A 26,930-nucleotide genomic window follows, 5' to 3' on the forward strand; every position below is an offset into this window, starting at 1 on the left:
GGGGATTCAACTGATGCTCAATGGCCTGTGGCTTGGCTTCTTTGTCGTGGCAATGGTGTCAGCACTGGCGCAATGGCTGATTGGCGGTAATGCCGGGATTTTTGCGGTAATGGTCGAAAGCATTTTCGCCATGGCCAAACTGTCGGTGGAAGTGATGGTGCTGCTGTTCGGCACCCTGACGCTGTGGCTGGGTTTTTTGCGCATCGCCGAAAAAGCCGGGATCGTCGATTGGCTGGCCAAGGCGCTGGGCCCATTGTTTCGCCGCCTGATGCCTGAAGTGCCCGCCGGCCACCCTGCCATTGGCTTGATCACCCTCAATTTTGCAGCCAACGGCCTGGGCCTGGATAACGCGGCAACGCCCATCGGCTTGAAAGCGATGAAGGCATTGCAGGAACTCAACCCCATCCCCAACACGGCGAGTAACGCGCAGATCCTGTTCCTGGTGCTCAACGCGTCTTCGTTGACGCTGTTGCCGGTGACCATCTTCATGTACCGCGCGCAGCAAGGTGCTGCGGACCCGACGCTGGTGTTTTTGCCGATCCTGCTGGCGACCAGTGCGTCTACCTTGGTGGGTCTGTTGTCGGTGGCGATCATGCAGCGCCTGCGGCTGTGGGATCCGGTGGTGCTGGCCTATCTGATTCCGGGTGCGTTGGTGCTGGGCGGCTTCATGGCGTTGCTGGCGACGCTGTCCGCCACCGCACTGGCTGGCTTGTCGTCGATCCTCGGCAACCTCACGCTGTTCGGCCTGATCATGCTGTTCCTGGTGATTGGCGCGCTGCGTAAGGTGAAGGTGTACGAGGCGTTCGTCGAAGGCGCCAAAGAAGGCTTCGATGTGGCCAAGAATCTGCTGCCGTACCTGGTGGCGATGCTGTGTGCCGTCGGCGTGCTGCGAGCATCCGGCGCGCTGGACTTTGGTCTGGAAGGTATTCGCCACGTCGTGGCCTGGACCGGCATGGACACGCGGTTTGTGGATGCCTTGCCCACTGCCATGGTCAAGCCGTTCTCCGGCAGTGCCGCGCGGGCGATGCTGATCGAGACCATGCAAACCCAAGGTGTGGACAGCTTCCCGGCGCTGGTGGCGGCGACGATCCAGGGCAGTACCGAGACCACCTTTTACGTGTTGGCGGTTTATTTTGGTTCGGTGGGGATCCAGCGGGCGCGGCATGCGGTGGGATGTGCGTTGCTGGCGGAGTTTGCCGGCGTCGTGGCGGCGATTGCGGTGTGCTACTGGTTCTTTGGCTGAGGCTTAAAACCCTATCATAGGTATCTACACATCTTGAGCGAGCCCTCTGCGTAGCAGCTGTCGAGCCCTGGCGAGGCTGCGTCAGCGGTGTGTCAGACAGACCGCAAACGCAGCCTCGCCAGGGCTCGACAGCTGCTACGCACTATCACATCTAAAATGTGTAGATACCTATGCCTATCGCAGGCAAGCCAGCTCCCACATTTGACTGTATTCACACATCAAAATGTGGGAGCTGGCTTGCCTGCGAAGAGGCCCTCAGCGTTTCGGTGCACTATTGCCCTGCGCAACCACCCAATCCACCACCTGCTTATTCAACTGATCCCCCGCCAGCCCGAACCCAGCCACCACGGCCGGCACTTTGGTGTCATTCACCGGCTGTCTCACCTCAAATCGCCGGCTGGCAATAATCCGCTGATCACTCCCCCGCACCAGCCGCGCATCCAGGCGAATCACCACCTCCACCGCACTGCCTCGGTACTCACTCTGGAATGCCTGCAATTGCCCGCCCAGCTCATAGTCGGCCTGCAGATTGGTCTCGTCGGTGCTCAATAACGTTACCCGCCCATCGCGCTGAAACCCGTCCAGCAGGCGATTACGCAACAGCACCGGGGTGGGATCGCTCCAGCGCGAGTTCGCATAACTGCTGATCAGGTCGCCATTGGGCACCACGGCAATGCGCGGGCTGTCTAGAAATTCGCTGGTCTGCGGCTTGGTCACGCGCAGCGACCAGGCGACCGGGGTGCCCTGTGTGGTGGTCTGGGCCGAGGCCAGGCGATACACATCCGAAGGGTCGGCCTTGGGCAGGATCGAGCACGCGCTGACGAGCGCCAGGGCCACAGGGGCGATCATTTGGTAAGCACGCTTCATGGCGTGAACTCCTTGTTCTGGTCGCTGCCCAGCAGGTAACCGCTGGGGTTGGCTTCCAGGCGGCGAGAGATAGCGCGCAGCGAGCCGAGGGTTTCGCGCAGTTCGCGCACGGCCGGTGCCAGTTCATTGAGGCCTTGCATGCCGCTGTTTACCGAACTCTTGTTGTCTGTCAGCAAGGTGTTGATGGTGGCGGTGCTCTGTTCAAGAGACTTCATGGCTTTTTCTGCGCTGCCAAAGGCTTGTTTGCCTTGATCGTTGAGCAAACCGTTGGCATTGCGCATCAGCACCGTGGTTTGCTCCAAGGCGGCAGTGGCCTGCTTACTCACTTGCATCAGTTGCTGCATCACCACCTTGATGTCGCCACGCTGGTCGGCGATGGACCCCGTGGTTTTTTCCAAGTGGTCCAATGTGTTGCTCAGGCGCTCGACATTCTGCGCGGAGAACATGTCGTTGGCGTTGTGCAGCAGCAGGTTGATGCTGGTCATCAAGTCGTTACTGTTATTGAGCAGGCGCGCGATGGGCGAAGGCGAAGCGATGATTTCCGGCAGGTTGCCGTCTTTGCCTTTGAGTTCGGGGCTTTGGGGCGTGCCGCCGCTGAGCTGGATGATCGAGGTGCCCGTGATACCGGTCAGTGCCAGTTTGGCCTGGGTGTCTTCCTTGATCGGCGTCTGGCCGGCCAGGCGGATGCGTGCGAGGACGCGGCGCGGGTCCTTGGGGTCCAGGCGCAGGCTGATAACGTCACCCACTTTGATGCCGCTGTACTGCACCGAACTGCCCTGGGAAAGCCCGCTGACGGCTTCGTTGAAGACCACTTCGTAATCCTGGAAAGCGCTGTCGATGCTGGACTTGGCCAGCCACAGGCCGAACAGCAGCGCGCCGACCACCACGATCACGCTGAACAGACCGATCATCACATGATGGGCTCGGGTTTCCATGTCATACCTCGTTAAGCGATTGAGCGGCATCCAATGCCGCGCGGCCCCGGGGGCCGTGGAAATATTCGTGAATCCACGCGTCGTCCGTTTCCGAGACGACGTCGATGGCACCGGCGACCAGCACTTTCTTCTGTGCCAGCACCGCCACGCGGTCGGTGATGGTGTACAGCGTATCCAGGTCGTGAGTGACCAGGAACACACTCAGGCCCAGCGCATCGCGCAGGGTCAGGATCAGTTGGTCGAACTGCGCCGCACCAATCGGGTCGAGGCCGGCGGTGGGTTCGTCGAGAAACAGGATGTCCGGGTCCAGCGCCAGCGCACGGGCCAGGGCCGCGCGCTTGATCATGCCGCCCGACAACGAAGCCGGGTATTTGTCGGCCGCCGACAGCGGCAGCCCGGCCAGGGCCAGCTTGACCGCAGCCAAGTGCTCGGCGTCGCGGCGGCTGAGGCCGGCGTGTTCAATCAGTGGCAGCGCGACGTTTTCGGTGACGGTCAGCGAGGAAAACAGTGCGCCCTTCTGGAACAGCACGCCGAAGCGTCGTTCCACCAGCGAGCGTTCGTGTTCCGAAAGATTGGGCAGGTTTTTACCGAACACCCGCACTTCACCTTCGCTGGGCCGGCGCAGGCCAACAATGCTGCGCAACAGCACCGACTTACCGCTGCCGGACCCGCCGACGACCGCGAGGATCTCGCCTTTGTACAAATCCAGGTCGAGGTTCTCGTGCACGCTCTGCCTGCCAAAACGATTGCACAGCCCGCGCACTTCAATCACCGCCTCACTGGGCGCTCGGTGTAGACGACTCACCAGCCCATCTCCATGAAGAACAGCGCAGCCACCGCATCCAGCACGATCACCACGAAAATCGACTGCACCACGCTGGAGGTGGTGTGAGCGCCGACCGACTCGGCACTGCCACTGACCTTGAAGCCTTCCAGGCAACCAATGGCAGCAATCAAAAAGGCGAAGATCGGCGCTTTCACCATGCCCACCAGGAAATGCTGCACACCAATGTCCGATTGCAGCAACGAGAGAAACATTGCCGGGGAAATATCCAACGCCACGGCGCAGACCACGCCGCCGCCGACAATCCCGGAGAGCATTGCCAGAAAGGTCAGCATTGGCAATGACACCAGCAACGCCAGCACGCGCGGCAATACCAACAGTTCCATCGGGTCGAGGCCCAGCGTGCGGATGGCGTCGATTTCTTCATTGGCCTTCATTGAGCCGATCTGCGCGGTAAAGGCACTGGCGGTGCGGCCGGCGATCAAGATGGCGGTAAGCAACACGCCGAACTCGCGTAGGAAAGAGAAGGCCACCAGGTCCACGGTAAAAATCGTCGCGCCAAAGCTCTTGAGCACCGTGGCGCCCAGGAACGCTACGACGGCGCCGACCAGAAAGGTCAGCAGGGCCACAATAGGCGCAGCGTCGAGGCCGGTTTGTTCGATGTGCGCGACCATCGGCGTGATGCGCCAGCGCTTGGGGCGGAAAATACCGCGAGCAAAGGTTTCGAGAATCAGGCCGATAAAGCCCAGCAGTTTTTTGCTGTCCTGCCAGACGGTGTCCACCGCCCTGCCGATGCGCGCCAGCACCTGAATGCCGGTGGCTTCTTCCGGTGCTTTCTCCGGCACGCAAAAATCATTCAGGGAGCGGTAGACGGTCTTCAGCAGCGCGCGGTCGGCGGCTGACAGGCTGCAATCGGTCTGTTCGGCGGATTGCTCGATACGGGTCGGCCCCAGCAACTCCACCAGCAGCGAGGCGCCGGCAGTATCCAGCGCGCCGAGGCCGTTGAGGTCGATGCGCGCGCCGGCGTCGTATTGGCCGTCAAGTTTGTCCGACAGCTTCTTCAGGCCGGCATAGTGGGCAAGCGTCCAGTCCCCCGTAATCCTCAGCTGTGGCGGGGTGGTGGACGTATCAAGGTGAGCTGCGCCGGCGGTCGTACGGGTGGTCATAAGCTCCGAGCTTGTTTGGCTATCCACAATTCCTACGTAATAGCACGATACGTCCTACTTTGGATTGTCCGTTTGTGCTGTGTCGGTGACTTTGAACCGCAGTACGCCGATCACCTGCCCGTCTTCTGTCAAAACCTGCACTTGCCAGCGGCCTACCGAGTCGCCTGGGAAATTCTGCTTGTGGGTCCAGGCGCGATAGCCCTCTTTGCGCCCGCCGTGGATATCCAGGGCGATGCGGTCGACCTCTTTGCCGTTGAATTTCCACACGTGGTAGATCCGTTCATCCAGCCCGCGCGGGGCGTTGATCGCGGTGTAGGCGTACAGCCCGCTGCTTCGCAGCTGCGCGGCGTTGACTTCCTTGAGGTCATCGCCGGGGGTGCGGTCTTGCAGTTGGGTACTGATGGCGACTTCAGTCATCCACAACGTGGCTGGCGGTACCCAGCTGCGTAGAAACCAACCGGCACAGCCTATGGCGGCAGTGACCCCGAGCAGCATCGCCCAGCCTTTGAGGCTGCGCAGCGGCAGGCTCACCGCCAGGCTCGGAATCGACAAGACCATGGCTACGCCGAGGGCGAGCTTGTAACTCTGGGCCGTGGTCAGGTGCATGATGATCGGCAGTGCGGTGAGCAATGCGGCGAACAGTGTCAGGGTATGCAGCGCCAGAAACAGCGAGCGCTTGGGCGCCAGCCACTTGTAGTACAGCGGGTCGATGATCGACACCAGCGCCGCCGCCCCAAGCAGCCCGGTGAAAATCGATTGGCCGCTGTTCCAGGCGGTGGTGACAAAAAAGAACGGCAGCACAAAAAACAGACTTTCCTGGTGGATCATCTGGGTCGCGTAGCGCAACAGGGGTTCGGGAATTTCGCGCTTGAAGACTTTGGTGAACAGCTGGGTAAAGCTGTTTTCCAGCATCAGCCATAGCCAGCTCACCAGCATGATCACGGCGATCCAGCTCGCCATGCCTTGCTGGCGATCCACCAGGATGAAACTGCACACACCCGAGATAAAACCGCCGAGTGCAATCACCCCTGGGTAGCGCTTCATCAGCTCGAGGATGCGGGTGATTATGCGGGTCAGGTTTGGCATTCGGCGGTTCGCAGTCTTTGTAGGGAAAAATCCGAGACAGAATAGCGTCTTAGCCCGTCGTCCGGTGCCTCATTACGCGATCCGTTTGCGATAAACCCGCACGCCGATCAGCATAATGGCGATCAGCCCGAGTACGCCGGCGCCGATCCAACTGAGGGCGTCATAGCTCAGCAGCGGTTTCTCGATGCGCCAGTAGCCGGGCTGCTTGAACACTTGGCGCATGGCTTGGTTGGTCTGGTCCAGGCTCACCGCCTTGATGCGCTTGGCCGGGTCGCTGAAGCGGCCTTTGTTGTAATCGCTGGATGCACTCCAATAGTAGTCGGCCAACGCGCTGTTACCTTGAACGGCCCAGGCCTGGCGCGCGATTGCAGCCTGTTGCAGGCGCGCGAATACCGCAGGGTCGAGGCCATCCTTGAGCAGTTGCGCCTTGAGGTCCTGGAGTACCTGTTCGGCTACGGGGAGGTTTTCCCGCTCAAGGTCGGCGTTCAGGCTGAGGAAGCCGACGCCGCCGAGTACTTCGCGTTCGCTCCAGGGGCCGTAGGACAAGCCGTGCTTGAGGCGTAGTTGGCGGTACAGCGCCCAGTCGAGGTAGTCCTTGAGCAAGTCGTAGGTTTCGTCGTGCTGTTCGTCCAGCACCGGCTCGGGAAACAGCCAGTGCAGCTTGGCGCTGTCGCCTACCCAGCCGTGAATCAGTTCACGATGACTGGCGGCGGCGTGCTGGATGTCAGGCAGCGCGGGGTGTTCAGTCGGCTCGACCGGGTCGAGTTGGCCATAGGTGCGTTCCAGATAAGCCGGCAGCAGTTTGTCGAGGTCGCCGACGATGATCAGCGTCATGTTGTTAGGCGCGTACCAGTTTTTGCGCAGCTTCTCCAATTGGTCGCGGGTCAGGTGATCGACCTCCGCACGTTCAGCACACTTGAGGCCAAGCTCGACGGCCAGTTGATTGCTGGCAGTGTGGCCCAGGTCCTGGCGGTCCAGTAGGCGTTGCAGGTGTGAATAGTGGCCGCCGTCTTCGCGCTCGACCACTTGTTTGGCGGCGTTGATGTTGGCGTCGGTCAGTTCGGTACGGGTGATGATCGCCAGCAGCAGGTCGAGCACCTTGCGCTGGTTTTGCGCGGGCGCTTCGATCACAAAGGTGGTGTCGGCATTGCTGGTGTACGCGTTCCACTCCCCGCCCAAGGCTTGCATGCGGTCTTCCAGTTCGCCTTCGCCGCCGCCGTCGATGCCGCTGAACAGCAAGTGTTCCAGCAAGTGCGGCAGCTCTTTGTCCTCGCAACTGAAGTCATCCAGCCCTACGCCCACCACCAGGCGAATCGCCACGTGCCCGCGCTCAGTGCCCGGTTTGAGCAGCAATTGCAGGCCGTTGGGCAAGGTGTAGCCCTCGACTTGCAGGCGGTCAAAGGCAAAGGCGTGGGCACAGCTCATGAGCAGGCAAGCGAATAACAGGCGACGCATAACAAGCTTCCTGGCGAGTGAGGTCAGCTTTAACTGACTTCACGGGCCATCATCCGTTCAGGGCGAGTGTGTGATGTCGGCAATATCTTCGGCGGAGAGCGCGCCGGTGTCGGACGTTTCCAACACTACATAAGCACTGCTGCAAAACAACGAGTTCAGGCGTTTCATGTCGGCAATCAGTTCCAGATGCAGGGAACTGGTCTCCAGGCTCTGTACGATTTTGCGCTGCAGGCGGCTGACATGGGCGTGGGCCAGACGGCGTTCCTGGGCGCGGAAACGGCGCTTCTCGCGCAGCAATTGGCGAGCGCTTTCCGGGTCCGCGCTGAGGAATACCGACAAGCCGAGGCGCAGGTTGGCGATCAGTTGGCCGTGCAGGCCGGTCAGTTCTTCCAGGCCCACTTCGGAGAACTGGCGGCGCTGGGAGGTTTTCTGCTGCTGGACTTTGCGCAGCATGCGCTCGATCAGGTCGCCGGCCAGTTTCAGGTTGATCGACAACTCAATGATCTCGGCCCAACGGCGGCTGTCCTGTTCGCTGAGGTCTTCGCGGGGCATTTGCGCCAGGTAGAGTTTGATCGCGCTGTAGAGCGCTTCGACATCGTCACTGAGGCTGCGCATTTCCTGGGTGATAGCGGTCTGTTTGCCGCGCAGTACCTCCTGCATGGCGGTGAGCATGTTGTCGATGAGGTCGCCCAGGCGCAGGGTTTCGCGGGCGGCGTTGGCCAGTGCCAGGCTCGGCGTGGTCAGCGCGGTAGGATCCAGATGGCGCGGTTTGGCCTTGCCGTTGACCTCTTCACGCTCAGGCAGCAGCCAGGCGCACAGCCGTGCCATCGGGCCGATGGTGGGCAACAGGATCAGGCAACGACTGACGTTGTAGAGCAGGTGGAAGGTGATGACCATGCCTTGGGCGCTGTAGTCCAGGCCGTCCATCCACAGCACCAGCGGGTCGAGTACCGGGATGATCAGCAGCAGGCCGATCAGTTTGTACAGCAAGCTGCCCAAGGCCACTTGGCGGCCGGCGGCGTTCTGCATGCTGGTGCTGAGGAAGGCCAGCACGCCGCTGCCGATGTTGGCGCCGATCACCAGGCCGATGGCCACGTGCAGGCCGATCACGCCGGCGCCGGCCAGGGTGGCGGTCAGCAGCACGGCAGCCAGGCTTGAGTAGGAAATCATCGCGAACAAGGCACCGACCAGGGCGTCGAGCAGGATGTCGCCGGTTAATGAAGCGAACAGCACTTTCACGCCCTGTGCGTGGGTGATCGGCCCGGCGGCTTCGACGATCAGTTGCAGCGCGAGGATGATCAGCCCGAGGCCAATGCCGACCCGGCCCAACTGCCCTGCCCGCGTCTGCTTGCGCGACAGGAAGAAAATCACCCCGAGAAAAATCAGCAGCGGCGACAGCCAGGACAAGTCAAAGGTCAACACGCGCGCCATCAGCGCGGTACCGACGTCGGCGCCCAGCATGGTCGCCAGGGCGGGCATCAGTCCCATCAGGCCCTGGCCAACAAAGGACGTCACCAGCATCGCCGTGGCGTTGCTGCTCTGCACCATGGCGGTCACCAGGATACCGGCGACAAACGCCAGCCAGCGCTTGGACATGTTCTGCCCGATGACTTGGCGCAAGTTGGAGCCGTAGACCCGCAGGATGCCGGTACGGACGATGTGCGTGCCCCAGATAAGCAGGGTCACGGCGGAAAGCAGATTGAGCAAGGTCAGCATGCTCGGCCCCCCGTGTGGGTGTGCGCCAATCGACGCAAGTGAGAATTGCCGCTGCCGTTCTACGTCTTGTGATTAAGCTGTAGTTGGCGAATGGGTTCTGCGCCAGCATCGCATAGCTAAAGTGGGGATTGAAACAAAACTGTCATGAAATCAGCTTTTTGCAGACGAGAAAAAAGGGCTCGAAAGCCCCTTTTTCAGCAGCGAGTCAGTTTTATTGACCCGGAATATCTTTGCGCAGTTTCACAGGATCCTGCTGTTTGCGCTTTTTCGCGATGGCGGTACGCATCTTGATGTTCACCGCTTCCACTGCCAGCGAGAACGCCATGGCGAAGTAGACGTAGCCTTTTGGCACGTGCACATCGAACGATTCGGCGATCAGCACGGTACCCACGACCAGCAGGAACGACAGCGCGAGCATCTTCAGCGACGGGTGCTTGTCGATGAATTCGCTGATGGTGCCGGCCGCCAGCATCATCACCAGCACTGCCACGACAATCGCCGCAACCATGACCGGCACATGGGAAACCATGCCGACAGCGGTGATCACCGAGTCCAGGGAGAACACGATGTCGATGATCGCGATCTGGATGATGGTGTAGATGAACTTGCCACCTTTGCCGCCCGGTTCTTCGTGGGTTTCGTCTTCACCTTCGAGCGCGTGGTACATCTCCTGGGAGCTTTTCCACAGCAGGAACAGGCCACCGAAGAACAGGATCAGGTCGCGACCGGAAATGCCTTGGCCGAAGACCACGAACAGGTCGTTGGTCAGTTGCATGACCCACGTGATCGACAGCAGCAACAGAATGCGCGTGACCATGGCCAGCGCCAGGCCGAAGATCCGGGTGCGCGCCTGCATATGCTTGGGCATGCGGCTGACCAGGATCGAAATCATGATGATGTTATCGATACCCAGAACGATCTCGAGGGCCGTCAGCGTGAAGAAGGCAATCCAGATTTCCGGATTGGTCAGCCATTCCATGTGTATTCCTTTGAGCAAGTGTTAGACCGCGCAAGCTGCAGCGCCGCGCGGTGAGTGAGTCGGTACGATTATAGAGTGCTGAACAGCGGAAAAATCCCCATCAGCAATGCGGCGAACATTATGCACAGGCATACCAGCACTGCCCACTTCAGCGTGAAGCGCTGGTGATCGCCAAATTCGATACCGGCCAGGGCTACCAGCAAGTAGGTCGAAGGTACCAGCGGGCTGAGCAAGTGCACAGGCTGGCCAACAATAGACGCGCGGGCCATCTCGACGGCGGTGATGCCGTAGTGGCTGGCGGCTTCGGCGAGTACGGGCAGTACGCCATAGTAGAACGCGTCGTTGGACATGAAGAAGGTGAAGGGCATGCTGACCAGCGCGGTGATTACCGCCAGGTACGGGCCCATCGCTTCCGGGATGACCGCCAGCAGGCTCTTGGACATGGCGTCGACCATGCCGGTACCGGACAGAATGCCGGTGAAGATACCCGCGGCGAAGATCAGTCCCACCACCGCCAAGACGCTGCCGGCGTGGGCGGCGACGCGGTCTTTCTGCTGTTGCAGGCACGGGTAGTTGACGATCATTGCGATACTGAACGCCACCATGAACAGCACCGGCAGTGGCAACAGACCGGCGATCAGGGTGCACATCAGCGCCAGGGTCAGCGCGCCGTTGAACCAGATCAGCTTCGGACGGCGGGCATCCGGGAATTGCGACACGCTGATTTCACTGTGGTCGATCTCGTCACCTTGCAGGTGCAGTTCACCCAAGCGCGCACGTTCGCGCTTGCCGTACATGTAGGCGATCACCAGGATCGCGACCACGCCGGCGGCCATGGCCGGGATCATCGGCACGAAAATATCCGAGGGGTCCACATGCAGCGCACTGGCGGCGCGGGCGGTCGGGCCGCCCCAAGGGGTCATGTTCATCACGCCACCGGCGAGAATGATCAAGCCGGCCATGATCCGCGGGCTCATGCCGATGCGCTGGTACAGCGGCAACATGGCGGCCACGCAGATCATGTAGGTGGTGGCCCCGTCACCGTCGAGGGACACGACCAGGGCCAGCACAGCGGTGCCGACGGAGACTTTGAGCGGATCACCCTTGACCATCTTGAGGATCTTGCGCACGGCCGGGTCGAATAGGCCGGAGTCGATCATCAGGGCAAAGTAGAGAATGGCGAACATCAGCATCACGCCGGTCGGCGCGAGCTTGGTGATGCCTTCGAGCATCATCGGGCCGATCTTCGGGGCGAAACCGCCGAACAGCGCAAACAGGATCGGCACGATGATCAGGGCGATCAGCGCGGACAGGCGCTTGGTCATGATCAAGAACATGAACGTGATGACCATGGCAAAGCCAAGGAAAGTCAGCATAGGAATACTCCAGGCGTAGCGCGGCTAGGGAATGGCGAACCGGTGGGGGTCAGCGCAGAACGAAAGGCACGAGGCGTACGGGTGGAGTTGGGGCGAACAGGCGGGTACGGGCGGACATCGGGAATCACCATTGTTGTTGTGTACAGCCGGTCTGTTGCCGGCAGTTGGAGGTGATCCTAGTCGCGAAAGCTTTCAGCCAGCTTTCGCTGGCAAAACAGGTGATGAGAGGTGCAATAAGTTGTCGTAGCAGCTGTCGAGCGCCAGCGAGGCTGCGTTGCGGTGCGTCAGGCAGTCCGCCGACGCAGACTCGCTGGCGCTCGACAGCTGCTACGGGAGTTGCGGGTGTCTATGGGAGCTCCAGACCGCCGGCGGCCTTATGCAATGCCCGCAAATGCTCGCCCACCTGCTTGAGGTTGGCTTCGCACGCAGCAATTTCGGCGGAGCGGGAAGGCTCCAGCAGCGCCCTCACCTCTTTATCCAGTTCGCCGGTCAGCGATTGCAGCTGCTTCTGGCGTTCGGCGCTTTCCGATTCCAGGCGTTTGGATTCCGACGGTTGCGGCAGCCCGTAGCCACCGCTGCCCAGCAGCTCCGCCGGGCGGCTGAGGAAGCCGCTGTTGGCGAGGATCTGTTGCAACGTGGCGTTGGCTTTCTCCATGCCACCGTTTTTCAGCTCGCGAGCGCCGAGGTAGCGTTGTTTGACCTCGTCCTGGGCCAGCATCAACTGTTTACGAAAGCTCGCCTGCTCCAGCAGCAGCAACGCGGCGCTGGTGCGCAGGTCGGCCTGGCCGAACCACTGGCGGCGTTCCTCTGCGCTGAGAGACAGCCAGTCTTCGACCTGGGTTTGTTTGATCGGCAGGTGTTTTCGCAGCACATCGAACATCGCTTGGTAACGCTCGCGGAAGGAGTCGAAGTGATAGCCCAGGCGCAAGGCCTTGCGCTTGTCGTCCAGCACACTTGTGTCGGCCAGGCCGCGGGCGCTCAGAACCTCCAGCAAACCATTGGGGGTGATGTTATCCAGGCCGGTCAGTTGTGGGTTGGCGCTGCCGCTGCGTAACAGCTTGAGGCTTTCCACTGCGCAGTTGTTGGAAATGAAGAAGTAGTTGCCGTCATAGCTCCAGTGCATTTCGGCGGCATGTTCGACGGTGTCGTTGATTTCCTGGCGGGTCAGTTTCAACGGTACAGAGGCCAAGCCGCGCAACTCGGTCTTGGTGTACTCGTCGATCACTTGCGCCAGCGGCAGTACAAACAGTCGCGATGGGTACTTGCCAACCAGGCCATCCCAGCTCGACAGCTGTACGTCACCGACAAACGCGCGGTAGGACAACACTAGATGCTGGTCCAGGTCCAGCCGACAATCCGGCCCTCGCGGGCGCCCCGGCGCACAGATCACCAGGCGCAACATGCTGTGGCCCCAGCGGCTGACCAGGTTCTGGTTGGCTTCGGCCAGCAGGTAGTCAATTTCGTAGACGCGCTCCGGGTCGACATGGCCCAGCGGTGTCTTGGCGAAATCGTTGCCGGCATTCAGGAATGCGTAGCTCTTGGCGCAAGTGTCTTGTTCGGGCGGGGCCCAGCCGAAGTGTTCCTTGTAATAGCGGAACAGTGAGGGACGGCGGCAGGCGTAGCTCGGGTCGAGGAGGAAGTACTCCATATTGACCGCGACAAATTCCAGCGGGCTGGTGGTTTCGTAGATGTCCGGGCTGCGGGCGACCTGGTGATTGTTCTGCTCACGCTCGCCGCGCCGACCAACGTATTGCGGCCAGCCGGCAAGGTCCAGCAGGCGAGGGTCATCGCTTAGGGTAAAGCGTCGGCCGTTCTGGCCACGGCATTGATCAGGCAGACCGATGAGGCCGGTGAGGCTGTTCTGGCGGCTGCAACGATTGATCAGCGCACGGTCTTCTTTGGACCACAGGCGCGCACGGTCATAGATATGGGTCAGTTCATGCAGCACCGTGGCAAGCATTTCCCGGCGCACAGTGCCGTGGGGGCGATTGGTTTTCTGAGTAGCGGCGCTGCCATCGGTGAGGCTGGCGAGCAGGTTGCGGTTGAGGTCCAGCTCGGACACCAGGGAGGCTTGACCGTAGGCGTTTTCGGGCATCTTGTCGGTCCAGCCGACATCGATGCGTCGGTCCAACTGCTCGATAAAGCGCGGCGGCAAAGAGCGCATCGCTTCGTCGAGCAACGCCTGGCTGGCCTGTTGTTCAGCCGGGCTCAAGCCCTCGGTCTTGAGCCGCAGTTGCAGGCTGGCCTGGGCCGCGCTGGCACACAGCAGCACGGCCCCGGCCAGGAGCCAGGCGGCAATTCGCCTCACAGTGCGAGGATAGCTTCAGCGAGCGTCTGGTCACTGGCGTCACGGGCTTCGGGCAAGCGTGTGCGCAGGGTGTCGAAGGCTGCTTCCAATCGCGCGCCACGGATCTCGCCGTTGGTAGCTACGAAGCTGGCGGCGTCATCGTGGGCTTCGCGCACCACTTTGGAATCGCGGATGGAAGTGGTGGTGTCCGAGGTGAAATCAATGGTGCGGCCAGAGGCGCGAACAATGATGTTACTGGTGGCAACCAAGGTATGCGCCTGGGCAACGTCGGCCAACAACAGCAGGCCAAGGGTGGCGGCGATCAGCGGGCTACGCATGGAATAACTCCAAATACAAAGATGGAAATACAAAGATGATTATTGGACGAGAATTGCTTGCGCCAGTTCAAGGTCGCTGGCGTTAAGTTTTGGTTGGTTACGGCGCAGGTAATCCAGCGCCGACTCCAGCTGTGCACCCCGCCATTGGCCGTCAGTGGCGATAAATGCAGCAGCGTCGTCCTGGGCGGCCATTATCACTTTTTTGTCGAAGGGTGCGGAGGTCACTTTACTGGTGGCGTACGCGCTGACGACGGTGCTCTGAGTGGTCAGGTCAAAGGCCGAAGACAGTGGCGACCAGCCGGCGGAAAATATCAAAGGGACTATTAAAAGGCGGTATGAAAAAGCCATAGGACTCGACTATTGAAAGCGAGCGCCAAGGCTAGCGCAATGCCCGGGCGAGAGCCAGCGCCCAGGCATCCGTCCTGTCGTCAGATCGCCAGGATGGCCTGGGCCAGTTGGGCGTCAGTCGCAGTGTTCAGTTGCGGAGCCTGTTGGCGAATCTGCGCCAGGGCGCTTTCCAGTTTTACTCCACGAATGGCGCCTTCGCTGGCGACAAAGCTGGCGGCGTCGTCACGAGCGGCGCGCACGACCTTATTGTCACGCAGGGACGAAGTGGCATCGGAGCTGGCGTCGGAAGTGGCCTTCAGCGCGCCGACGATGGAGTCGGTGGTCACGATGAAGCTGGTCGCATTGGCATTGGCAGCCAGGGCCAACAGGGCTGCAGCACTCAGCAGGCGAAGACGGGACATGGGGTGACTCCTGTAGATGAACGGATAAGGTGGCGCAGGGCAACCATTCGGATCAGACGCCCGTGCTACGCGGTTCGCCACGTGTTGAGTGGATATTAAGCCGACACTTATCCATTCGGGAAGCGCCTCGACTGCCTAGTCACGCCAGAACGGCTTGGACAGTTCAGCCATTTGGTCCCCATGGCTGATACCGAGATCCGACAGCTCCCGGCCATCAAGCCGCGACAGCTGGCGTCGTTCATAGGCGCGGCGCATCCATTTAGCGAGGATGGAGGTCGTCTGGTGCAAAAACCGCTTATAAGGAGGGGATGGCATATCCATGGCGGTTACCTTTCATGAGGTCTTGGAACACCATGTTGAGCGAGCCCGTGTGACCGGTACAGATACACCAATGCTAAATTGTACTGCTTAACTGTTGTATTTTTTAAACTGTACCTGTCGCTATGAAAGACTTCTGTTTTCCCGTTCAAAACCACCATCCCGGAAACAACAAAGCCCGCCTCCGGTTTCCCGGGGCGGGCTTTGTTTTGAAGAATCAGTGCTGGCAGTGGACCCGGTGGGTCAGGGCCAGCGAGCGCTAAGTTAGCGCCAGAACGGCTTGCTCAGCTCTTCGTAACGTTGAGCTTCGCTGATACCTGCGTCAGCCAGCAGACGCGAATCCAGGCGAGCCAGTTGGTGACGGCTGGAGATGCGGCGCTGCCACAACATCAGGTTGGCCAGAACGCGCAGAGGCATTGCGGCTTGGTTGTTTACAGCTTTTTCAGAGAACAGATCGGAACTGAGTGTACGTTCCATGATGACATCCTTCCGCTTGTGGCGGGATTAGGTAGTGGTTTAACTGATGCCAATGATCCTCTTCCGACGCAAGACTCTCTAGATACAGTTCACTTGTATTGTGAGAGGGCAGTTAACTGTTTAAGGGTGCTGTACTGTACGAAAACGGGGCAACTGTACCTGTCCGCACTAAATAAGTGCGAAATAGGCATTTTTGGCGAGGTATGTGGGATATTTAGGTAGGAAATGACCAGTACAGCAGTACAGTTTTTTCATTAAAAGGCCAGGAGGGTGCCGAGCTGATGAAACTGTATTTGCATCAGCTCGAATCTGTATCAATCACGCCTTGAGCATGTGCCCCGTTTCTTCCAGGTTAATGTGCCAGCTCAGTGCTTCACGCAGGATGTGTGGGGTATGCCCACCGAGGGCACAAGCAGCATTGAAGTAAGTGTTCAGCGCATCGCGGTAGGCCGGGTGCACACAATTGTCGATGATCACCCGTGCCCGCTCCCTCGGCGCCAGGCCGCGCAGGTCGGCCAATCCGACTTCTGTCACCAGGATGTCGACATCATGCTCGGTGTGGTCCACATGGCTGACCATTGGCACCACACTGGAAATTGCACCGCCTTTGGCAATCGACTTGGTGACGAAGATCGCCAAATGCGCGTTGCGCGCGAAATCGCCGGAGCCGCCAATGCCGTTCATCATCCGGGTGCCGCAGATATGAGTGGAGTTGACGTTGCCGTAGATGTCGAACTCCAACGCGGTATTGATGCCGATGATGCCCAGGCGACGCACCACTTCAGGATGGTTGGAGATCTCCTGCGGGCGCAATACCAGCTTGTCCTTATAGTGTTCGAGGTTGCCGAACACATCGGCATTGCGTCGTTCTGACAAGGTGATCGAGCTGCCCGAAGCGAAGCTCAGCTTGCCTGCGTCGATGAGGTCGAAGGTCGAATCCTGCAACACTTCAGAATACATGGTGAGGTCTTCGAACGGCGAATCGATCAACCCGCACATCACTGCGTTGGCAATGTTGCCGATCCCGGCCTGCAGCGGGCCGAGCTTGTTGGTCATGCGGCCAGCGTCGACTTCCTGCTTGAGGAAGTTGATCAGGTGATTGGCGATGCCCTGGGTGTCGTTGTCAGGCGGCGTCACGGTAGAGGCCGAGTCGGCCTGGTTGGTGATAACGATGGCGACGATCTTTTCCGGTGGAATCGGGATCGCGGTGCTGCCAATGCGATCGTCAACGTTGACCAGTGGGATTGGCGTACGTGTTGGCCGATAGGTGGGGATATAGATGTCGTGCAACCCTTCCAGATTTGGGTTGTGCGCCATGTTGATCTCGATGATCACCTGCTTGGCAAAAATGGCGAAGCTGGCCGAGTTGCCCACGGAGGTGGTGGGCACGATATGTCCTTGCTCGGTGATGGCGACGGCTTCGATCACGGCGATGTCCGGCAGCTTGAGCTGGTTGTTGCGCAGTTGCTCCACGGTCTCCGACAAGTGCTGATCGATAAACATCACTTCGCCGGCGTTGATCGCCTTGCGCAATGTGCTGTCGACTTGGAATGGCATGCGTCGTGACAGTACGCCGGCTTCGGTCAGTTGTTTATCCAGGTCATTGCCCAGGCTCGCGCCGGTCATCAGGGTGATCTTCAGTGGGGAAGTCTTGGCGCGTTCGGCCAGGGCGTGGGGGACGGCCTTGGCTTCACCGGCACGGGTGAAGCCGCTCATGCCGACGGTCATGCCGTCCTCGATCAGTGCGGCGGCATCTGCCGCGCTCATGACCTTGTTCAACAACGAAGGCAAGCGGATACGATCACGGTACATGGATTGTTATCTCGGGCTACGGAGGCAAGGTGCGCAGTTTAGTGATTTCAAAAAAATTCGGCCCGCTACCATGGTCGAATGCCGGGCAGCGATTTAGAGCCTTTGGTCGGGTTTCATGCAGTCATAAAAAACCCCAGCCTACAGCAGGCCGGGGTTTCGAGTATTGCGCTGAAGCATTGTTACTCGACGGCTTTGACCATGTCTTCGATGACCTTCTTGGCGTCACCGAAGACCATCATGGTCTTGTCCAGGTAGAACAGCTCGTTATCCAGGCCAGCATAACCGCTGGCCATCGAGCGCTTGTTGACGATGATGGTCTTGGCCTTGAACGCTTCGAGGATCGGCATGCCAGCAATCGGCGAGTTCGGGTCATTCTTGGCGGCCGGGTTGACCACGTCGTTTGCGCCCAACACCAGCACCACGTCGGCCTGGCCGAACTCGGAGTTGATGTCTTCCATTTCGAACACTTGGTCGTAAGGCACTTCTGCCTCAGCGAGTAGGACGTTCATGTGCCCAGGCATACGCCCCGCCACCGGGTGGATCGCGTACTTCACGGTAACGCCGCGGTGAGTCAGCTTTTCGGTCAGCTCTTTGAGCGCATGTTGCGCCCGAGCGACTGCCAGGCCGTAGCCCGGGACGATGATCACGGTGTCGGCGTTGGTCAGCAGGAAGGTGGCGTCGTCGGCCGAGCCGGATTTTACCGGGCGTGCTTCCTTCGAACCTGCCGCAGCACCGGCGTCCGGCGCATTGCCGAAACCGCCGAGCAGCACATTAAAGAAGGAGCGGTTCATCGCCTTGCACATGATGTACGACAGGATCGCGCCGCTCGAGCCCACCAGGGAGCCGGCGATGATCAGCATCGAGTTATTCAGCGAGAAGCCAATACCCGCCGCCGCCCAGCCGGAGTAACTGTTGAGCATCGACACCACCACTGGCATGTCGGCGCCGCCGATTGGGATGATAATCAGCACGCCAAGCACGAAGGCCAGGGCCAGCATCAGCGAGAACGCGGTGAGGTTGCCGGTGAACATGAACGCCAGGCCCAGGCCGAGCGTTGCGAGGCCGAGCACCAGATTAAGCTTGTGCTGACCGCCGAACTGAACGGGTGCGCCCTGGAACAGGCGGAACTTGTACTTGCCCGACAGTTTGCCGAAGGCGATCACCGAACCGGAGAACGTGATGGCGCCGATGGCTGCACCGAGGAACAGCTCCAGGCGGTTACCCGCAGGAATCGCGTCGCCCAGGTGTTTGACGATGCCCAGGGATTGCGGCTCCACCACCGCCGCGATGGCGATAAATACCGCGGCCAGGCCGATCATGCTGTGCATGAAGGCGACCAGCTCCGGCATCTTGGTCATTTCTACGCGCTTGGCCATGACCGAACCGGCAGTGCCGCCGACCAGCAGGCCGACAATCACGTAGCCGATGCCGGCAGTGGCGAGCTCAGCGCCGAGCTTATAGATGAGGCCCACGGTGGTGAGTACCGCCAGCGCCATGCCGAGCATGCCGAACAGGTTGCCGCGCCGCGAGGTGGTCGGGTGCGACAGGCCTTTGAGGGCCTGGATGAAACAGATCGACGCGATCAGATACAGCGTCGTGACCAGATTCATACTCATTATTTCTGCACCTCTTCTTTAACTTTGGGCGCTTTCTTCTTGAACATCTCAAGCATCCTGCGGGTGACCAGGAAGCCGCCAAACACGTTGACTGCCGCCAGTGCCACGGCAAGTGTGCCCATGGTTTTGCCCAGCGGTGTCACGGTGAGCGCCGCAGCCAACATGGCGCCGACGATTACGATCGCCGAAATGGCGTTGGTCACCGCCATCAACGGCGTGTGCAGCGCGGGGGTAACGTTCCAGACCACGTGGTAACCGACATAAATCGCCAGCACAAAGATGATCAGGTTGTAGATACCGGGGGAGATAAGCTCTTCCATCGTCTGAATCCCTGCTTAGGCGTTTTTGCGGATGACTTGGCCGTCGCGGCACATCAGGCACGCGGCGACGATGTCGTCTTCGAGGTTGAGTTCAAACTGCCCTTCCTTGTTGAAGACCAGCTTCAGGAAGTCCAGCAGGTTGCGTGCATATAAAGCCGACGCATCGGCGGCTACGGCACCGGCCAGATTAGTCGGGCCGCAAATGATCACGCCGTTCTCCACCACCACTTGATCGGCGATGGTCAGCGGGCAGTTGCCGCCCTGGGCTGCGGCGAGGTCGATGACCACCGAGCCAGGCTTCATTTGCGCAACGGTCTCGGCGCTCAGCAGCGTCGGTGCCTTGCGGCCAGGAATCAACGCAGTGGTGATGACGATGTCGGCCTGCTTGGCGCGCTCGTGCACGGCCAGGGCCTGACGCTGCATCCAGCTGGTTGGCATTGGACGGGCGTAACCACCGACACCGACGGCGCATTCGCGCTCTTCATCGGTTTCGTAGGGCACGTCGACGAACTTCGCGCCGAGGGACTCAATCTGCTCCTTCACGGCCGGGCGTACGTCAGACGCTTCGATCACCGCACCCAGGCGTTTCGCCGTGGCGATGGCCTGCAAGCCTGCCACGCCAGCACCGAGGATCAGCACGCGCGCCGCTTTCACGGTGCCTGCGGCGGTCATCAGCATCGGCATGAAGCGCGGATAGTGATGAGCGGCGAGCAGCACAGCTTTATAGCCGGCGATGTTGGCCTGGGAAGACAGCACGTCTAGGCTCTGGGCCCGCGAGGTGCGCGGCGCGGCTTCGAGTGCGAAGGCGGTGATGCCGCGCTCGGCAAGCTTGGCGATAGTTTCGTTGCTGAACGGATTGAGCATGCCCACCAACACGGTGCCGCTTTTGATCAGCGCAAGTTCGCTGTCGCTGGGCGCAACCACCTTGAGAATAAGCTCCGCGCCAAACGCATCGCTGGCACTGCCAATGGTTGCGCCTGCCGTTTCATAGGCACTGTCGGGGACGCTGGCGTTAATGCCTGCTCCGCTTTGAACAGTGACCTTATGGCCCTGGCCGATCAGCTTCTTGATGGTTTCCGGGGTGGCAGCCACCCGCGTTTCACCGGTCTGGGTTTCGAGAGGAACACCAATGTGCACGTCAAATCTCCTGCATGATCTTTTTGCTTTTGATCTTTTTGTAAAAAGGCCAGTGCACCGCGAGTGGCGCAGCTGGGGCGGCCGATCAGCACGATCCCGCTGAAATGACAGCGGGGCGCGGCATTTTGCAGGCGAACTTTACGGCCTTCAAGGGATTATGACGCGTGACGAAAAATTAACTACAAGTCACCCTGTGACTGATTGTCGCAACAAGCCGAAATAAACGCTTCTAATACATGGAGTTAAAGCGCTTCAGGCGTTTTTGCGGTGTTTTGCAATGGTTTGTGTGAATAGTCGCCTATTGGCTTGTAATAGTCGCTACAAGCCATGTAGGTCATGGCTTTTAGCCTGATTTTTGATTGACAGATACAGTCTGTTGAAATGCGACATATATGTACATCTGTAGGCTCGAAAATTAATTGACTACAGAGTCAGCAATTCAGCTTTAGCCTTTAGATACTAGGGCTGTAGCGCTGTGATTGGTCGATTAACCAGTCTCTGAATGCGTGCAGGGAGGCAGATTCTACTTTTCTCTCAGGAATCATCAGGTAGTAAGCCTTTGAGCTGGTCAGTGTCTCGGGGTTTGCAATCACCAGGTGGCCCTCCTCCAGCTCGCGCTGGATGAGGAACGGCGGGATCAGCGCGATTCCCATGTCATGCATGGCTGCCTGGGACAACATCGAGAATAGCTCGTAACGGGGGCCTGTCATGTCGCGGGGGATGTTCAGCTGTTGGGCACTGAACCACTGGCGCCACGCGTAGGGTCGAGTGGTCTGCTGCAGGAGCGGCAGCTCTGCAATCTCCTGAGCGCTGAGCTGCGTGCGGCTAGCCAAAAGTCGTGGGCTGCACACGGGGACAGGGTTCTCACCCATCAGTCGATGGGATTCAGTGCCGGACCAGTCGGCATCGCCGAAGTAGATGGCGGCGTCGAATTCGGTATCGGCAAACAGAAAGGGACGCGTGCGGTTGGTCAGGTTGACGGTGACTTCCGGGTGCTGGCGTTGAAAGTCCTTAAGGCGAGGTATTAACCATTGAGTGCCAAACGTCGGGACCACGGCCAGCTCGATGACGTTGGCGCCCTGCTGTCCCATTACCGAAAGCGTATCGCGCTCCACTGCGTCTAACTGTGTGGCAACGCGACGGCTGTAGGAAAGCCCTGCTTCCGTCAGCTTGACCCCGCGCCGTGAGCGCCGAAACAGCTCGACACTCAAAAACTCCTCAAGGCTGGCGATCTGTCGACAGATGGCGCCTTGAGTGATCGAAAGCTCGTGCGCGGCCTTGGTGAAGCTTTCGTGGCGGGCTGCTGCTTCAAAACTGACCAAGGCGGTGGTGCTGGGAATTTTTCTGCGCATATACCGTGTCCTCACTCATAAAGCGCTGATGGGCCGTTCTTAACCGTTACGAAGTGAGAAATTAGCACAACCCTATGCGGAAACCTCGTTTGCCCTGTGCGCCTGGCGGGCCTAGGCTCATTCCACGACTTCCGATTTTCTCCGCGAGGACTTATTCATGGCTGGTAAGGCAAGCTTCAACTGGATTGATCCACTGCTGCTGGATCAACAGCTCACCGAAGAAGAGCGCATGGTGCGCGACAGTGCTGAGCAATTCGCCCAGGACAAGTTGGCACCGCGTGTGCTCGAAGCCTTTCGCCATGAAAAGACCGATACGGCGATTTTTCGCGAGATGGGTGAGACCGGGCTGCTCGGCGCAATGATTCCGGAGCAGTACGGTGGCAGCGGTTTGAACTACGTCTGCTATGGGTTGATTGCGCGTGAGGTGGAGCGTGTCGACTCGGGCTACCGTTCGATGATGAGTGTGCAGTCGTCACTGGTGATGGTGCCTATCAACGAGTTTGGCACTGAGGCGCAGAAACAAAAGTACCTGCCGAAGTTGGCCTCTGGCGAATGGATTGGCTGTTTTGGCCTGACAGAGCCTGACCATGGTTCCGACCCGGGCGCGATGATTACCCGTGCGCGCAAGGTAGAGGGCGGCTACAGCCTGACCGGCGCGAAGATGTGGATCACCAATAGCCCGATCGCGGATGTATTTGTGGTCTGGGGCAAGGACGATGCCGGTGATATCCGTGGTTTTGTCTTGGAGAAAGGCTGGAAAGGTCTGAGCGCCCCGGCGATTCACGGCAAGGTCGGGCTGCGCGCCTCCATTACGGGTGAAATCGTCATGGATAACGTATTCGTGCCCGAAGAGAACATTTTCCCGGATGTGCGTGGCTTGAAGGGGCCTTTCACCTGCCTCAACTCTGCACGTTATGGCATCTCCTGGGGGGCTTTGGGCGCCGCAGAATTCTGCTGGCACACCGCTCGCCAATACACTCTGGATCGTCAGCAGTTCGGTCGTCCATTGGCGGCGACTCAATTGATCCAGAAGAAACTGGCCGATATGCAGACCGAGATCACTCTAGCCCTGCAAGGCTGCCTGCGTTTGGGTCGTATGAAGGATGAAGGCACTGCAGCGGTCGAGATTACTTCAATCATGAAGCGCAACTCGTGTGGCAAGTCCCTGGATATCGCGCGTATGGCGCGGGATATGTTAGGTGGCAACGGTATTTCCGATGAGTTCGGGGTGGCGCGCCATTTGGTCAACCTCGAGGTGGTGAACACCTACGAAGGCACCCATGACGTGCATGCCCTGATCTTGGGGCGTGCGCAAACCGGTCTTCAGGCGTTCTATTAACAGGAGCACGGCATGGGCGCGCTTTCGCATCTGCGGGTACTGGATTTATCGCGAGTACTGGCGGGTCCCTGGTCCGGGCAAATCCTGGCGGACCTTGGGGCAGAGGTAATTAAGGTCGAACGGCCTGGCAATGGCGACGACACGCGTGCGTGGGGACCGCCCTTCCTTAAAGATGCCTATGGCGAGAACACCAGTGAGGCGGCGTATTACCTGTCGGCCAATCGCAATAAGCAGTCCGTGACTATCGACTTCACGCGGCCGGAGGGCCAGGCACTGGTGCGCGACTTGGCGGCCAAGTCGGACATCCTCATCGAGAACTTCAAGGTGGGTGGTCTTGCGGCGTATGGGCTGGATTATGAGTCGCTCAAGGAGATCAATCCGGAGTTGATCTACTGCTCGATTACCGGCTTTGGTCAGACGGGGCCTTATGCGGCGCGTGCTGGCTATGACTTCATGATCCAGGGGTTGGGCGGGCTTATGAGTCTGACCGGCAGGCCGGAGGGTGATGACGGGGCTGGGCCGGTGAAGGTGGGCGTGGCACTGACTGACATTCTTACGGGGCTTTATTCGACCGTAGCGATACTGGCGGCGCTGGCGCATCGGGGGCATGACGGTGGCGGGCAACATATTGATATGGCGTTGCTGGATGTGCAGGTGGCTTGCCTGGCTAACCAGGCGATGAATTACCTGACAACTGGGGAGGCGCCTAAGCGCTTGGGCAATGCTCACCCGAATATTGTGCCTTATCAGGATTTTCCCACGGCCGATGGTGACTTTATCCTGACGGTGGGTAATGACGGACAGTTTCGTAAGTTTGCTGAGGTGGCTGGGCAGCCTCAGTGGGCGGATGATCCGCGTTTCTCTACTAATAAGGTGCGAGTGGCCAATCGCGCGGAGCTGATTCCGTTGATTCGCCAAGCTACGGTGTTTAAGACGACGGCTGAGTGGGTGTCACAGTTGGAGCAGGTGGGTGTGCCTTGCGGGCCTATCAATGACCTGGCCCAAGTGTTTGCCGATCCACAGGTCAAGGCGCGCGGGTTGGCGATAGCGTTGCCCCATGCGCTGGCGGGGATGGTGCCCCAGGTTGCCAGTCCGATACGGTTGTCCAAGACCCCTGTGGAGTACCGGAGTGCGCCTCCTCTATTAGGGGAGCATACGGCGAAAGTGCTGCAGGATGTGCTGGGATTGGGTGTGGCCAACGTAGCTGTCTTGAAAGGGTTGGGTGTTATCTGAGTCTTCTCTTCTATATAGAGGGCGTTATCGTAGCTTTTCTGGTGGTTTTTTAATCAATCCTAACTAATTGATATAAAAAGCAAAATTAAGGGTTGACGGCAGATCCTAGAAGTCTATAATTCGCCCCACTTCCGGCGCAGTCGAAACGGAAAACTCCTTGGTAAACAAAGAGTTATGCGAGATTCGACAGCGAGTTGCTTCAGTTGATCGAAGCCCAGAAGGAGTTGGTAGAGCAGCGTTGTTTGGCTCTATTAACGTTTCGATCCTCTCGGTCGAAAGCGGAGAAAAAGAGGTGTTGACAGCAGCGTTTAACGCTGTAGAATTCGCCTCCCGCTAACGAGAGATCGGAAGCGCAAGTGGTTGAAGTTGTTGAAGAATTCTTCGAAAACTTCTGAAAATAATCACTTGACAGCAAATGAGGCTGCTGTAGAATGCGCGCCTCGGTTGAGACGAAAGATCTTAACCAACCGCTCTTTAACAACTGAATCAAGCAATTCGTGTGGGTGCTTGTGGAGTCAGACTGATAGTCAACAAGATTATCAGCATCACAAGTTACTCCGCGAGAAATCAAAGATGTAACCAACGATTGCTGAGCCAAGTTTAGGGTTTCTTAAAAACCCAAAGATGTTTGAACTGAAGAGTTTGATCATGGCTCAGATTGAACGCTGGCGGCAGGCCTAACACATGCAAGTCGAGCGGTAGAGAGAAGCTTGCTTCTCTTGAGAGCGGCGGACGGGTGAGTAATGCCTAGGAATCTGCCTGGTAGTGGGGGATAACGTTCGGAAACGGACGCTAATACCGCATACGTCCTACGGGAGAAAGCAGGGGACCTTCGGGCCTTGCGCTATCAGATGAGCCTAGGTCGGATTAGCTAGTTGGTGAGGTAATGGCTCACCAAGGCGACGATCCGTAACTGGTCTGAGAGGATGATCAGTCACACTGGAACTGAGACACGGTCCAGACTCCTACGGGAGGCAGCAGTGGGGAATATTGGACAATGGGCGAAAGCCTGATCCAGCCATGCCGCGTGTGTGAAGAAGGTCTTCGGATTGTAAAGCACTTTAAGTTGGGAGGAAGGGCAGTTACCTAATACGTGATTGTTTTGACGTTACCGACAGAATAAGCACCGGCTAACTCTGTGCCAGCAGCCGCGGTAATACAGAGGGTGCAAGCGTTAATCGGAATTACTGGGCGTAAAGCGCGCGTAGGTGGTTTGTTAAGTTGGATGTGAAATCCCCGGGCTCAACCTGGGAACTGCATTCAAAACTGACTGACTAGAGTATGGTAGAGGGTGGTGGAATTTCCTGTGTAGCGGTGAAATGCGTAGATATAGGAAGGAACACCAGTGGCGAAGGCGACCACCTGGACTAATACTGACACTGAGGTGCGAAAGCGTGGGGAGCAAACAGGATTAGATACCCTGGTAGTCCACGCCGTAAACGATGTCAACTAGCCGTTGGAAGCCTTGAGCTTTTAGTGGCGCAGCTAACGCATTAAGTTGACCGCCTGGGGAGTACGGCCGCAAGGTTAAAACTCAAATGAATTGACGGGGGCCCGCACAAGCGGTGGAGCATGTGGTTTAATTCGAAGCAACGCGAAGAACCTTACCAGGCCTTGACATCCAATGAACTTTCTAGAGATAGATTGGTGCCTTCGGGAACATTGAGACAGGTGCTGCATGGCTGTCGTCAGCTCGTGTCGTGAGATGTTGGGTTAAGTCCCGTAACGAGCGCAACCCTTGTCCTTAGTTACCAGCACGTCATGGTGGGCACTCTAAGGAGACTGCCGGTGACAAACCGGAGGAAGGTGGGGATGACGTCAAGTCATCATGGCCCTTACGGCCTGGGCTACACACGTGCTACAATGGTCGGTACAGAGGGTTGCCAAGCCGCGAGGTGGAGCTAATCCCAGAAAACCGATCGTAGTCCGGATCGCAGTCTGCAACTCGACTGCGTGAAGTCGGAATCGCTAGTAATCGCGAATCAGAATGTCGCGGTGAATACGTTCCCGGGCCTTGTACACACCGCCCGTCACACCATGGGAGTGGGTTGCACCAGAAGTAGCTAGTCTAACCTTCGGGAGGACGGTTACCACGGTGTGATTCATGACTGGGGTGAAGTCGTAACAAGGTAGCCGTAGGGGAACCTGCGGCTGGATCACCTCCTTAATCGACGACATCAGCTGCTCCATAAGTTCCCACACGAATTGCTTGATTCATTGAAGAAGACGATAAGAAGCAGCCCGAAATTGGGTCTGTAGCTCAGTTGGTTAGAGCGCACCCCTGATAAGGGTGAGGTCGGCAGTTCGAATCTGCCCAGACCCACCAATTTTGTGTGGGAAACGCC

General features: G+C 58.9%; 23 protein-coding genes, 1 tRNA gene and 1 rRNA gene. 5 read left to right on the plus strand and 20 right to left on the minus strand.

Annotation, left to right across the window (positions count from 1 at the left end):
- Positions 1-13 precede the first annotated feature (13 nt).
- Positions 14-1,243, plus strand: coding sequence for a nucleoside recognition domain-containing protein (locus tag HU722_RS01475; protein WP_065875650.1), 1,230 nt, complete (start codon positions 14-16; stop codon positions 1,241-1,243).
- Between the two features lie 255 nt (positions 1,244-1,498).
- Here HU722_RS01475 and HU722_RS01480 read toward each other — a convergent pair whose 3' ends face one another.
- The 20 genes from HU722_RS01480 to HU722_RS01575 all read right to left on the minus strand — a co-directional run bounded on the left by HU722_RS01480 (position 1,499) and on the right by HU722_RS01575 (position 22,013).
- Positions 1,499-2,110 (minus strand): ABC-type transport auxiliary lipoprotein family protein, encoded by a 612-nt coding sequence (locus tag HU722_RS01480; protein WP_065910204.1) that lies wholly within the window; start codon positions 2,108-2,110, stop codon positions 1,499-1,501.
- Positions 2,107-3,045 (minus strand): MlaD family protein, encoded by a 939-nt coding sequence (locus tag HU722_RS01485; protein WP_186753123.1) that lies wholly within the window; start codon positions 3,043-3,045, stop codon positions 2,107-2,109. Before HU722_RS01485 ends, HU722_RS01480 begins: the two co-directional genes overlap by 4 nt.
- A gap of 1 nt (position 3,046) precedes the next feature.
- A complete protein-coding gene (locus HU722_RS01490; RefSeq protein WP_065875653.1) occupies positions 3,047-3,850 on the minus strand; it encodes an ABC transporter ATP-binding protein in 804 nt (267 codons plus the stop codon).
- Positions 3,847-4,995, minus strand: a complete 1,149-nt coding sequence (locus HU722_RS01495; RefSeq protein ID WP_065875654.1) for an ABC transporter permease — start codon at positions 4,993-4,995, stop codon at positions 3,847-3,849. Before HU722_RS01495 ends, HU722_RS01490 begins: the two co-directional genes overlap by 4 nt.
- 54 nt (positions 4,996-5,049) lie before the next feature.
- Positions 5,050-6,081, minus strand: a complete 1,032-nt coding sequence (locus HU722_RS01500) for a DUF5924 family protein (protein ID WP_065875655.1) — start codon at positions 6,079-6,081, stop codon at positions 5,050-5,052.
- Positions 6,082-6,153: 72 nt separating this feature from the next.
- Entirely contained in the window at positions 6,154-7,536 is a 1,383-nt protein-coding gene (locus HU722_RS01505; RefSeq protein ID WP_065875656.1) for a M16 family metallopeptidase, read from the minus strand.
- A gap of 57 nt (positions 7,537-7,593) precedes the next feature.
- Complete coding sequence (locus HU722_RS01510; protein WP_049710721.1) at positions 7,594-9,252, minus strand: Na/Pi cotransporter family protein; 1,659 nt, start codon at positions 9,250-9,252, stop codon at positions 7,594-7,596.
- Positions 9,253-9,463: 211 nt separating this feature from the next.
- Positions 9,464-10,231: a TerC family protein gene (locus HU722_RS01515; RefSeq protein WP_049710720.1), complete on the minus strand. Its 768-nt coding sequence runs from the start codon at positions 10,229-10,231 to the stop codon at positions 9,464-9,466.
- 68 nt (positions 10,232-10,299) lie between these two features.
- A complete protein-coding gene (locus HU722_RS01520) occupies positions 10,300-11,607 on the minus strand; it encodes a CitMHS family transporter (RefSeq protein ID WP_003187405.1) in 1,308 nt (435 codons plus the stop codon).
- Positions 11,608-11,953: 346 nt separating this feature from the next.
- A complete protein-coding gene (locus HU722_RS01525; protein WP_065875657.1) occupies positions 11,954-13,915 on the minus strand; it encodes a DUF7844 domain-containing protein in 1,962 nt (653 codons plus the stop codon).
- Positions 13,912-14,232, minus strand: coding sequence for a DUF2388 domain-containing protein (locus HU722_RS01530; RefSeq protein ID WP_049710717.1), 321 nt, complete (start codon positions 14,230-14,232; stop codon positions 13,912-13,914). Before HU722_RS01530 ends, HU722_RS01525 begins: the two co-directional genes overlap by 4 nt.
- Positions 14,233-14,271: 39 nt before the next feature.
- Positions 14,272-14,580, minus strand: a complete 309-nt coding sequence (locus HU722_RS01535) for a DUF2388 domain-containing protein (protein ID WP_065875658.1) — start codon at positions 14,578-14,580, stop codon at positions 14,272-14,274.
- 80 nt (positions 14,581-14,660) lie between these two features.
- Complete coding sequence (locus HU722_RS01540; RefSeq protein WP_025854295.1) at positions 14,661-14,981, minus strand: DUF2388 domain-containing protein; 321 nt, start codon at positions 14,979-14,981, stop codon at positions 14,661-14,663.
- Positions 14,982-15,116: 135 nt separating this feature from the next.
- Positions 15,117-15,302 carry a DUF1127 domain-containing protein gene (locus HU722_RS01545; protein WP_065875659.1) on the minus strand — a complete coding sequence of 62 codons (186 nt, stop codon included), beginning with the start codon at positions 15,300-15,302 and terminating at the stop codon, positions 15,117-15,119.
- 261 nt (positions 15,303-15,563) lie between these two features.
- Entirely contained in the window at positions 15,564-15,776 is a 213-nt protein-coding gene (locus tag HU722_RS01550) for a DUF1127 domain-containing protein (protein WP_049710714.1), read from the minus strand.
- Positions 15,777-16,094: 318 nt separating this feature from the next.
- Positions 16,095-17,588 (minus strand): succinyl-CoA:acetate CoA-transferase ScpC, encoded by a 1,494-nt coding sequence (gene scpC, locus HU722_RS01555; RefSeq protein WP_065880376.1) that lies wholly within the window; start codon positions 17,586-17,588, stop codon positions 16,095-16,097.
- 179 nt (positions 17,589-17,767) lie between these two features.
- Complete coding sequence (locus tag HU722_RS01560) at positions 17,768-19,204, minus strand: NAD(P)(+) transhydrogenase (Re/Si-specific) subunit beta (RefSeq protein ID WP_065875661.1); 1,437 nt, start codon at positions 19,202-19,204, stop codon at positions 17,768-17,770.
- A complete protein-coding gene (locus HU722_RS01565; protein WP_025854291.1) occupies positions 19,204-19,524 on the minus strand; it encodes an NAD(P) transhydrogenase subunit alpha part 2 in 321 nt (106 codons plus the stop codon). Before HU722_RS01565 ends, HU722_RS01560 begins: the two co-directional genes overlap by 1 nt.
- A 15-nt stretch (positions 19,525-19,539) precedes the next feature.
- Positions 19,540-20,661: a Re/Si-specific NAD(P)(+) transhydrogenase subunit alpha gene (locus HU722_RS01570; RefSeq protein WP_065891253.1), complete on the minus strand. Its 1,122-nt coding sequence runs from the start codon at positions 20,659-20,661 to the stop codon at positions 19,540-19,542.
- A 452-nt stretch (positions 20,662-21,113) separates the two neighbouring features.
- Positions 21,114-22,013, minus strand: a complete 900-nt coding sequence (locus HU722_RS01575) for a LysR family transcriptional regulator (RefSeq protein ID WP_065891252.1) — start codon at positions 22,011-22,013, stop codon at positions 21,114-21,116.
- Positions 22,014-22,170: 157 nt separating this feature from the next.
- Here HU722_RS01575 and HU722_RS01580 point away from each other — a divergent pair, with 157 nt between their 5' ends.
- The 4 genes from HU722_RS01580 to HU722_RS01595 all read left to right on the plus strand — a co-directional run bounded on the left by HU722_RS01580 (position 22,171) and on the right by HU722_RS01595 (position 26,911).
- A complete protein-coding gene (locus tag HU722_RS01580) occupies positions 22,171-23,352 on the plus strand; it encodes an acyl-CoA dehydrogenase (RefSeq protein WP_065891251.1) in 1,182 nt (393 codons plus the stop codon).
- Positions 23,353-23,364: 12 nt separating this feature from the next.
- Positions 23,365-24,585: a CaiB/BaiF CoA transferase family protein gene (locus HU722_RS01585; protein WP_065875665.1), complete on the plus strand. Its 1,221-nt coding sequence runs from the start codon at positions 23,365-23,367 to the stop codon at positions 24,583-24,585.
- A gap of 630 nt (positions 24,586-25,215) precedes the next feature.
- Positions 25,216-26,752 (plus strand): 16S ribosomal RNA (locus tag HU722_RS01590).
- 82 nt (positions 26,753-26,834) lie between these two features.
- Positions 26,835-26,911 (plus strand) — tRNA-Ile (locus HU722_RS01595).
- Positions 26,912-26,930: the final 19 nt, after the last annotated feature.

It is taken from the genome of Pseudomonas tritici, from assembly GCF_014268275.3.
Lineage (GTDB): Bacteria > Pseudomonadota > Gammaproteobacteria > Pseudomonadales > Pseudomonadaceae > Aquipseudomonas > Aquipseudomonas tritici.

What these genes read in the sequence shown, in the direction of transcription:
- HU722_RS01485 (WP_186753123.1), bottom strand. Translation starts at nt 3,045, where the DNA reads ATGGAAACCCGAGCCCATCATGTGATGATCGGTCTGTTCAGCGTGATC.
- HU722_RS01550 (WP_049710714.1), bottom strand. Translation starts at nt 15,776, where the DNA reads ATGGAACGTACACTCAGTTCCGATCTGTTCTCTGAAAAAGCTGTAAAC.
- HU722_RS01520 (WP_003187405.1), bottom strand. Translation starts at nt 11,607, where the DNA reads ATGCTGACTTTCCTTGGCTTTGCCATGGTCATCACGTTCATGTTCTTG.
- HU722_RS01515 (WP_049710720.1), bottom strand. Translation starts at nt 10,231, where the DNA reads ATGGAATGGCTGACCAATCCGGAAATCTGGATTGCCTTCTTCACGCTG.
- HU722_RS01585 (WP_065875665.1), top strand. Translation starts at nt 23,365, where the DNA reads ATGGGCGCGCTTTCGCATCTGCGGGTACTGGATTTATCGCGAGTACTG.
- scpC (WP_065880376.1), bottom strand. Translation starts at nt 17,588, where the DNA reads ATGTACCGTGATCGTATCCGCTTGCCTTCGTTGTTGAACAAGGTCATG.
- HU722_RS01540 (WP_025854295.1), bottom strand. Translation starts at nt 14,981, where the DNA reads ATGTCCCGTCTTCGCCTGCTGAGTGCTGCAGCCCTGTTGGCCCTGGCT.
- HU722_RS01480 (WP_065910204.1), bottom strand. Translation starts at nt 2,110, where the DNA reads ATGAAGCGTGCTTACCAAATGATCGCCCCTGTGGCCCTGGCGCTCGTC.
- HU722_RS01510 (WP_049710721.1), bottom strand. Translation starts at nt 9,252, where the DNA reads ATGCTGACCTTGCTCAATCTGCTTTCCGCCGTGACCCTGCTTATCTGG.
- HU722_RS01500 (WP_065875655.1), bottom strand. Translation starts at nt 6,081, where the DNA reads ATGCCAAACCTGACCCGCATAATCACCCGCATCCTCGAGCTGATGAAG.
- HU722_RS01475 (WP_065875650.1), top strand. Translation starts at nt 14, where the DNA reads ATGCTCAATGGCCTGTGGCTTGGCTTCTTTGTCGTGGCAATGGTGTCA.
- HU722_RS01575 (WP_065891252.1), bottom strand. Translation starts at nt 22,013, where the DNA reads ATGCGCAGAAAAATTCCCAGCACCACCGCCTTGGTCAGTTTTGAAGCA.
- HU722_RS01535 (WP_065875658.1), bottom strand. Translation starts at nt 14,580, where the DNA reads ATGGCTTTTTCATACCGCCTTTTAATAGTCCCTTTGATATTTTCCGCC.
- HU722_RS01560 (WP_065875661.1), bottom strand. Translation starts at nt 19,204, where the DNA reads ATGAGTATGAATCTGGTCACGACGCTGTATCTGATCGCGTCGATCTGT.
- HU722_RS01545 (WP_065875659.1), bottom strand. Translation starts at nt 15,302, where the DNA reads ATGGATATGCCATCCCCTCCTTATAAGCGGTTTTTGCACCAGACGACC.
- HU722_RS01580 (WP_065891251.1), top strand. Translation starts at nt 22,171, where the DNA reads ATGGCTGGTAAGGCAAGCTTCAACTGGATTGATCCACTGCTGCTGGAT.
- HU722_RS01495 (WP_065875654.1), bottom strand. Translation starts at nt 4,995, where the DNA reads ATGACCACCCGTACGACCGCCGGCGCAGCTCACCTTGATACGTCCACC.
- HU722_RS01565 (WP_025854291.1), bottom strand. Translation starts at nt 19,524, where the DNA reads ATGGAAGAGCTTATCTCCCCCGGTATCTACAACCTGATCATCTTTGTG.
- HU722_RS01530 (WP_049710717.1), bottom strand. Translation starts at nt 14,232, where the DNA reads ATGCGTAGCCCGCTGATCGCCGCCACCCTTGGCCTGCTGTTGTTGGCC.
- HU722_RS01505 (WP_065875656.1), bottom strand. Translation starts at nt 7,536, where the DNA reads ATGCGTCGCCTGTTATTCGCTTGCCTGCTCATGAGCTGTGCCCACGCC.